The sequence below is a fragment of the Actinomycetota bacterium genome (assembly GCA_035759705.1).
Classification (GTDB): domain Bacteria; phylum Actinomycetota; class CADDZG01; order JAHWKV01; family JAHWKV01; genus JAJCYE01.
Window position 1 is genome coordinate 1 of the sequence record DASTUJ010000048.1, and the last position, 8482, is coordinate 8482.

The 8482-nt window shown below is 68.5% G+C and carries 7 protein-coding genes; 4 read left to right on the forward strand and 3 right to left on the reverse strand.

What is annotated here, in order from left to right; genetic code table 11:
* Positions 1-43: 43 nt before the first annotated feature.
* The 3 genes from VFV09_03080 to VFV09_03090 all read left to right on the forward strand — a co-directional run bounded on the left by VFV09_03080 (position 44) and on the right by VFV09_03090 (position 3490).
* Entirely contained in the window at positions 44-2596 is a 2553-nt protein-coding gene (locus VFV09_03080; GenBank protein ID HEU4866690.1) for a M1 family metallopeptidase, read from the forward strand.
* Between the two features lie 82 nt (positions 2597-2678).
* On the forward strand, positions 2679-2948 hold the full coding sequence (locus tag VFV09_03085; protein ID HEU4866691.1) for a hypothetical protein: 270 nt from the start codon (positions 2679-2681) through the stop codon (positions 2946-2948).
* A gap of 26 nt (positions 2949-2974) precedes the next feature.
* A complete protein-coding gene (locus VFV09_03090) occupies positions 2975-3490 on the forward strand; it encodes a hypothetical protein (GenBank protein ID HEU4866692.1) in 516 nt (171 codons plus the stop codon).
* 15 nt (positions 3491-3505) lie between these two features.
* Here VFV09_03090 and VFV09_03095 read toward each other — a convergent pair whose 3' ends face one another.
* The 3 genes from VFV09_03095 to VFV09_03105 form a co-directional block, all read right to left on the reverse strand.
* Positions 3506-6787 carry a BTAD domain-containing putative transcriptional regulator gene (locus VFV09_03095; protein HEU4866693.1) on the reverse strand — a complete coding sequence of 1094 codons (3282 nt, stop codon included), beginning with the start codon at positions 6785-6787 and terminating at the stop codon, positions 3506-3508.
* 127 nt (positions 6788-6914) lie between these two features.
* Positions 6915-7124, reverse strand: a complete 210-nt coding sequence (locus tag VFV09_03100) for a hypothetical protein (protein HEU4866694.1) — start codon at positions 7122-7124, stop codon at positions 6915-6917.
* 19 nt (positions 7125-7143) lie between these two features.
* A complete protein-coding gene (locus VFV09_03105; protein HEU4866695.1) occupies positions 7144-7593 on the reverse strand; it encodes a hypothetical protein in 450 nt (149 codons plus the stop codon).
* Between the two features lie 162 nt (positions 7594-7755).
* Between VFV09_03105 and VFV09_03110 the strand changes: the two genes are divergently transcribed.
* Entirely contained in the window at positions 7756-8253 is a 498-nt protein-coding gene (locus VFV09_03110) for a MarR family winged helix-turn-helix transcriptional regulator (protein HEU4866696.1), read from the forward strand.
* The last annotated feature ends 229 nt before the right edge of the window (positions 8254-8482 follow it).

Here is an 8482-nt window from a genome sequence, read left to right on the forward strand (position 1 = left end):
CCTAGCGGCTGCCAAGTCAGGCGGGGCGAGATAGTCTCGGAGCATGGAAACCGACCGCTATCGTCTCCCCCGCAACGTCGTCCCCTCCCGCTACGAGCTCACCCTCGAGCCGGATCTCGCAACCGCAACCTTCTCGGGCGAAGTGTCGATCCAGGTGGACGTGAAGGAGCCGGTCGACCAGATCGTCCTCAACGCCAAAGAGCTCGAGATCGACGAGGCGTGGCTGGAGCGGGACGGCGCCCGCCTGGACGCGTCGGCTTCATTCGAAACCGAGACCGAGCGGTGCCGGCTGCAGCTCAGCGGGACGGCCGGCACCGGCGCCTGGACTCTGCGCAGCCGGTTCCGCGGGGTCCTGAACGACAAGCTCGAGGGTTTCTACCGCTCGAGCTTCACCGACCCGGAGGGGAACGACCGGGTCATCGCAACCACGCAGTTCGAGTCGACCGACGCCCGCCTGGCGTTCCCCTGCTGGGACGAGCCGGACCTCAAGGCGACGTTCGCGGTGACGCTGGTGGTCCCCGACGGGGTCCTGGCGCTCAGCAACGGCGCCGAGCTATCCAACGAGCCGGCCGGTGACGGCCGCCGCCGGGTGGTCTACGCCGAGACGATGAAGATGTCCACCTACCTGGTGGCCTTCGTCGTCGGGCCCCTGGGCATCACCGATCCGGTCGACGCCGCCGGCACGCCTCTCAGGGTCGCCTACCCGCCCGGCAGGGACAACCTCACCGACTTTGCGCTGGAGACCGGGGCCTTCGCCCTCAAGTATTTCGCCGACTACTACGCAATCGGCTACCCGGCGGGGAAGCTGGACCTGGTCGCCATCCCCGACTTCGCCGCCGGGGCGATGGAGAACCTCGGCTGCATCACGTTCCGGGAGACTGCCCTGCTGGTCGACCCGCAGGGCGCCACGCAGCAGGAGCTGCAGCGGGTGGCCGACGTGGTCCATCACGAGATCGCCCACATGTGGTTCGGCGACCTCGTGACCATGCGCTGGTGGAACGGGCTGTGGCTGAACGAAGCGTTCGCCACCTTCATGGAGATGAAGTGCACCGACGCCTTCCGGCCGGCCTGGGACCGCTGGGTGGACTTCGGGATCTCCCGGACTGCCGCCTTCGAGGTCGACTCGCTGGAGAGCACCCGGCCGATCGAGTTCGAGGTCGTCTCGCCCAAGGACGCCGACGGCATGTTCGACATCCTCACCTACGAGAAGGGCGCCGCAGTCCTCCGGATGCTCGAGCAGTACCTCGGCGAGGACGCCTTCCGGGACGGAGTTCGGGAGTACCTGAAGAACAACGCCTACGGGAACACCGACACCACCGACCTGTGGGATGCGCTGGAGTACTCCACGGCGGCACCCGTTCGGCGCACCATGGACGGCTGGATCTTCCGGGGAGGCTACCCACTGGTGTCCGCCGAGGTGGTCGGCGACGAATTCACCCCCAAGCTGAGGCTTCGCCAGCGGCGGTTCTCCTACCAGGAGGGTGTCGACCGCCAGAAGTGGGTGGTCCCCATTCTCATCCGCTACGGCCAGGGTGACTTCAAGGGCAGCGCCAAGGTGATGCTGGACTCCGCCGAGAACGAGTTCGACCTGATGTTCAAGCCCGACTGGCTGGTGGTCAACGCCGGCGCCACCGGGTTCTACCGGGTCCAGTACTCGCCGGAGATGCTGGAGGGCCTGATCGGGCCGGGTGTTGCGGCGATGGGCGCCGGGGAGCGTTACGGCGTGGTCGACGACCACTTCGCCGCGATGGTCGGCGGCCGGATTCCCGCCACCGAGTACCTGGACCTGCTGCGCAAGCTCTCCTCCTCCGAAACCGACCTGTCGGTGTGGCAGCGGGTCACGGGAGCGCTGGGCACCCTGGACCGGCTGGTCGACGGCGCCGCGCGGGAGGCCTACCGGTCAGCGGTCGGGGAGATCGTGCGGCCGGCGCTGGACCGCTTGGGCTGGGAGCCGGCCGCCGGCGAGAGCGAACGGAGCGCGCAGCTGAGGGGTGTGCTGTTGGAGACGCTGGGATCGGTGGGCGCCGACCCCGACGCGATTGGCCTGGCCCGCAAACTCCACGCTGCGTTTGTCGCCGACCCCTCGTCGGTCGACCCTGCGCTGGCGGCCGCCTCGATCGGCGTGATCGCCGACAACGGCGACGCCGGGGACTTCGACCTGTTCTGGGAACGGCACAAGGCGTCCCCGAGCCCCCAGCTTTCGGTCCGCTACCTCCACGCCCTCGGGCGTTTCCCCGAACCCGAGCTGGCGAAGCGGCTGCTCGGTCTGGTCGCGACCGACGTGAGGACTCAGGATGCCCCCTTCACGCTCGCCAGGGCGATGGGGAACCGGGAGACCGGCCGGATCGTGTGGGAGTTCATTCGGGACAGCTGGGACCAGCTGCTCGAGCGGTTCCCGGCCGGGAGCATCGTGCGGATGGTGTCGTCTATAGCCGGGATAACCGAGCGGGAGTGGGCCGCCGAGGTCCAGGAGTTCTTCGACTCCCACCCGGTTCCGCAGAGCGAGAAGACGCTGGCCCAGAACCTGGAGCGCATGTGGAACGCGGTCAGGCTGAAGGAGCGGGAGGCGGAAAGCTTCGCGGCAAATTTGTCCTAGATGAATACCGGTCGTGCAGCTCGTTCGGGGCTATCGTTACGCCCCTGAAATTAGTGAGACGCGATGGGGGAGCCACGTAAAGATGGCCGGGGCGAAGATGTCGGCAGGGCAAACCGTAATTCTCATTCTGGCAACTCTGCTGCATCTGGTGGTCGGATATTTCTACCTGGTGACCGGTCTGATGGCGCCGGTCTGGGGGGTGGGACTCCTGCTTCTCATCTGGATCGGTCTGGCGATCTGGGGTTACCGCAACCGCCACCGGGCCCTGGTCATTCTCGTGCCGCTCGTCGCGGTCGCCGTCTGGTTCGTGGTGCTGTCGCTGGGCGAGAGCCTGCTCGGCTGGACCGCCTGAAGCCGGCTCTCGGCTAGGCTGAAGCCGTGGGTAAACAAACCAAGAAGCGCCGCAAGGGTCCGAGCGCGGCCGAGTTGGAGCGCCGCGCCAAGCAGCGGTCGGCCCTCAACCGGCTGTCTCCCGACGCCCCCGAGTTGACCAAGGAGCTCCGGGAGGCCGCAGCACGGGGTGCCGAGGGCCGGGAGGATGCAATTCACGTCGACTCTCGCGACTGGCGGGAGGCCAAGATCCAGGGCCGGGAGGCGGAGATCGTGGAGGCCGTCGAGAAAGGCGAGACGGCCCGGGCCAAACAGATCCTCGAGGAGGTCCGGGCCAACGCCGGGGGATGCGACATCTGCAGCGCCAAGCCGGAGGAGGGCCAGGGCTGGGTCCTGTCGACCACCCAGGGCCGATCTGAACGGCGGTGGGGGCACAAAGGCTGCCTGGCCGACACTGCCGACAGGTGGTTCGAGGGCGGCCGGGAGCCGGTGTGGACCTCCGGCACGAGCATCTTCACCAGCCCCGACGCAAGCTCGACCAAGCACGTTCCCCAGACGGGCTAGGCGCCCGTCCTCCGGTCAGTGGACCGGGTCTGCCTCGTGCCCCAGGCCGGCTCGGTCGAGGCTCTCCCGGGCCCGCTTCTCCATGATCACGCCGCTCCGGCGCACAGCAGACTCCAGGGCGGACCTCAGGTTCTGCTCGGCCTCCGCCCGGCGTTCGGGGTAGTGCTCCAGCAACAGGTCGCCGCGCAGCCGGAGCACCTCGCTCTCGCAGAAGCCCTCGCTGTTCTTCGTAACCAGCAGCAGGGCTTCGTCGTACAGCTCCAGCGCCTCGTCCGGGGGTGCGCCGGCCAGCAGCTTCGCCTCCGCCAGCAGGGTCAGGAAGAACGTCTGCAGCATCCAGGCGCCGGTTGCCTTCATCCCCCGGATGCCCCCGGCTATCTCCTCCACCCCGCTTGCGGCCTCACCCTTCATCGCGCGGGCCCAGCCCCTGAGGATCGAGTTCAACGCCACGTAGAGGGGGAAGCGCTTCTCGACGGAGAAAGCGACCGCCTCCTCCCCCCAGGACAGCGTCATCTCGACGTCGCGGTCCAGGGCGGCGACCCACGCCACGATGTCCAGTGAGTGGGCGATGCTCGGGTCGTGGCCGGCCTTCCGGGCGGCCTCCAGCGCTTCGATTGCCAGTTGCATGCCGGCGTCGGCCTCCCCCAGCTCCCAAAGCCCGAAGGCCAGGAAGCACGCACAGGCAACGAAAGGGTTTTGCGGCAGCCACGCCACCAGCCAGGGGTCGTCCAGACCTTCCTTGATCGCAAGTCCCTTCTCCAGGTGCTCCTTGGCCGCAAGGAAATGGCCCCGGTGAAGGGAGGACGAGCCCATCGCGTGGTAAGCGGCGACCAGTTCTGCCGGGTCGCCGGACCGGGTGGCGATCTCGAGAAGCTGCAGGGCGATCTCGTGCCCCATCTCATACCGGGCGCTGACGAAGTGGAAGGCGAACAGGCCCCAGAGGACCGGAACCAGGTCCCTGCTCTCACCCAGGGCAAGGCAAAGTTCCTTGGCCCGCTCGAGCGCCTTTCCCGCCGCCGGGGCGGCGTAACCCCTGGTCATCATCGCTACCGAGTTGATGCGCAGCTGCACCTGCAGCTCCCGGCGGTCCCGTTCCTCGCCGGCCCGCACGTTTCCCAACAGCTCCAGCGCACGGTGAAGCTGCTCCTCTGCCTGCTCGTACGCAAGCCGGGAGTAGGCGACGTCGGCAGCGAGGAGCGCCAGCGGGATCGCCCGCTCGGCGCCGACGGCCGGCGCCGCCTGGAAGAAGTGGTTGGCCAGCTCGAGGGCGTGGGCGGCGTCCTCGCCGTAGGTGGCGTCGATGGCCTCGCCCACCCGGGCGTGCAGCCGGGCACGCCGGGAAGCAGTCAACTCCTCCAAGATCGTCTCCCGGACCAGGTCGTGGCTGAACCGGAACCGCCCGACCACGTCGGGGTTCTCGAGGACCAGACCGCTCATAAGGGCCGCCTCCACGAGCTCCAGGGTCCTCTCCGAGTCCAGCTCGGCTGCCGCCTCCAGGACCCTCAGCTCGAAGTCTCTACCTTCGACGGCAGCCAGGGACAACACCGCCATGGTCTCCTCGGGGAGGCGGCGCAGACGCCGGCGGACCACGTCGCGCACGCCGGCGGGAACCGCCCGTCCCAGCCCGCCTGAGGCCCCCAGGTCGTGCTCGGAGGCCAGCAGCCGGGCCAGCTCGGTGACGAAGAAGGGGTTGCCCTCGGTGCGGGTTCTCACGGCGGCCACCGTCCGGCCCGGGACGACCGCTCCGGTTGTAGCCTCAATGAGGTCCGCCACCTCCAGCTCACCGAGGCCCTCGAGCTCGATCCGGTCCGCCACCTGGTGGCGGGAGAGCGTGGCCAGACAGTCCCTCAGCGGGTGGCCTGGGCCGATCTCGGCCGGGCGGTAGGTGCCCAGGATCAAAAGGCGGGACTCCCGCAGCTTGGGGGCCAGGTAGGAGAGCAGCTGAAACGACACCGCGTCGGCCCACTGGAGGTCGTCGAGCACCACGACCAGCGGCTGCCCGGCGGAGGCGGCGGCGAGGATGCCGGCCATCGCGTCGAACAGTCTCAGCCGGGCGGTCTCCGGGTCGAGGGCGGCCGGGGTCTCCAGCGGACCGGTGAGGGTCTGGATCTCGGGAATAACCTGGGCAAGCTCGGACATCCCGGCCCCCGGAGCCACCGGCGCCGGATCCGGCCGGCGGATCAGGGAGCGGATTACCTCCACCCACGGCCAGTAGGCGGGCGTCCCGCCTCCTTCGATGCTGCCCCCCCAGGCCCACGGGATCCCCCGCTCGGCGGCTCTGGCGAGCAACTCCTGGACCAGTCTCGTCTTGCCGATACCGGGCTCGCCCTGGACGAGGACGGCGCCGCCCCGACCGGAGGCCGCTCGATCCAGACCGGCCACGAGGCGCCCCAGCTCCTTTCGCCGTCCGACCATGGGCATCTCGGCTTCCGGCGCCGCCGGACCGCCGGAGGGCTTCTCCGGCTCCTTCGTCGCCGGCGCGGTCGCCGCAGGCTCGGCCGGCGCCGCCACGGTCCCTCCGGCGGGAGGACGCCAGTCGATTGATGGTGTCTGTGCCAGGATGTCGGACTCCAGCCGGCGGAGGGAGGGGCCGGGGTCGATCCCCAGCTCCTCGACCAGCGTGTTGCGCGCCGTCTGGTAGGCGCCGAGGGCGTCGGCCTGCCGGCCGGCTCGGTAGAGGGCCAGCATCAGCATGCCGGTCAGGCGCTCTCTGAGAGGGTTGGCCGAAACCGCGGCCTCCAGCTGCGGCACGGCGGCGTCGTGGGCCCCAAGGTCGAGTTCGGCCTGGAACCGGTCTTCCTGGGCGACCAGGCGGAGCTCGTCCAGCCGGGCGGCTTCGGCCTGGGCGAAGGATTCGAATGCGAAGTCCGCCAGCGCGGACCCCCTCCAGAGGGCCAGGGCCTCGTCGAGAAGAAGCCGAGCGGCCGCCGGGTCGTCCGCAAGGAGGCTGCGGCCTTCGGCGGCCAGGGCTTCGAAGCGGGTGGAGTCGAGGGTGCCGTCGGGGACCCTGAGAACATAACCCGGGCTCTGGGTGACCAGGACTTTGGGAGGCTCGCGGGGTGTGCGGTTGGGCTCGAGGACCCGGCGGAGGTTCGATACGTAGGCCTGAAGGGTGCCGATGGCCTGGGCCGGCGGCTCCTCTCCCCACAGCTCGTCGATCAGCCTGTCGAGGGAAACCACACGGTTGGCCTCGATCGTGAGGGCGGCCAGCACCGCTCGCTGTTTGCGGGGGCCCAGGTCGACCGATTTGCCGTCGAGGAGAACCTCGAAGGGCCCGAGGACGCCGATCTGGATCATCGGAAGTGCTCCGCGCGCCGCTCACGGGGTTCAGGACGTACTCGGTTCACCTTCAGCCGAACGAGCGCGCGCACCCGGAAATTGTAGCGGTTTGCGCCCCCGGCTTGGAGGTCCGAGTTGCGTGCTGTCAGCCCGCCTTTTTGAGCTCGGGCACGAGCGGCGGCGCTTCCAACGGAACGATCACTACCGTTGAGTCCTGCCGCGGGACCAGGGGCTCGTTGTCGGCAAAGGGCTCACCCCACAGCCGCTCCTCCCCGAGTCCCGCCATGAAGTCGTGAAACAAAAGCACCCCCAGCAGAGCCACCGGCAGTGCCATCACAAACTGAATCCAGCTCACCTCGTCCCCCTTGTTCAGCTCAAAGTGAAAGTTCAAGCCAGTCGCCCCCGGCGACCGCCTTGCGAAAACCTGCCGCCCACAGCTCCCCGATCTCCTCGATCTCCGAAGGGGTTGCCACCAGCAGGCTCTTCGCGCCGGCCGCCCGAAGACGATCGGCAATTCCGGTGATCAGCCGGCCGGTGACCAACCGGCCCGGAAAGGCCCGATTGACCGAGAACCGGTGCAGCTCCACCGTCTGTTGGTCAACGTCGACCGTTAGCGCCGCCCCGACCGGAGCGCAGGTGCTGCCTTCGGCGACGTCCACCAGCTCGAACAACCGGACGCCGCATCGGCCCTCGTTCCAGACCACGGAGTCGTAGCTGCAGAACAGCAGCTTCAGCGAGGAGCCTGCGGCGTCCCCCAGGTCGACCTGCCTGAGAAGCAGGGGAGGGACCACCGGCGTTTTCTCGGATTCCACAGTCTTTTTCATGGTCCAAGTATCGGAAGAGGTCCTAGGAGATCGCTAGGACGATTGGCCGGTCGCGTCCTAGCCGGCTCCAAAGGCCTGGGTGAGGCCGGGTACCGCCCCCGAGTGGTTGCAGCAAACAATGGTTCCGACAGAGAATCATTCTGGTAGTGGCATGATGTAGGGATGAAGAACTCTTCCAAGCCCGACCGCCGCATCGTCCCGGGTCCGGCGTTTCTCATGTCGCAGGTCGGGATGCACTCTTCGCAGCTGTGGCGGGGGCGGATGGCGGAGCTGGGACTGGATCCCCGGCACGTCGTGCTGCTCAGGCTGGTCGGGGCGGAGGAGGGTCGTTCGCAGCTCGCTCTCGGAAAGCAGATGCGGCTGCCCCCCAGCCGGATGGTGGCGTTCGTGGACGAGCTGGAGGACCTCGGCATGCTGGAACGCCGCCCCAACCCGGCCGACCGGCGGATGAGGGCGCTTTACCTGACCGACAAGGGGAGGCAGACGCTCGAGGTAGTCATGGAGGTCTCCGCCGCCCACGAAAAGGAGTTGACGAAGGGGTTGTCAAAGCCTGAGGTGGCGGAGTTGATCCGCCTTCTGGGCCGGGTGGCCGGGGAGCAGGGCCTGGCGCCGGGCGTCCACCCCGGTGTGGCGATGCCGAAAGGGCCGAAAGAGGTCTAAAGCAGCCGTACCGGCGGCCCGATCGGGTGGGGCCCGCCGCCGTACGACTAACCGCTTAGCTCTTGCAGCATCCCTCGCAGGTGCAGGGGCCTCCATCGCTTCCGCAGGTGCAGCCGCAGGGGCAGTCGGAATCGTTCATCTGTTGTCACCTCCTCTCTTAAGCTCGATCTCACATGGCCAGACCGAAGCGCCGGCCGGAGAAAAGCACTCCTGGGCGCTCAAGCGCTCC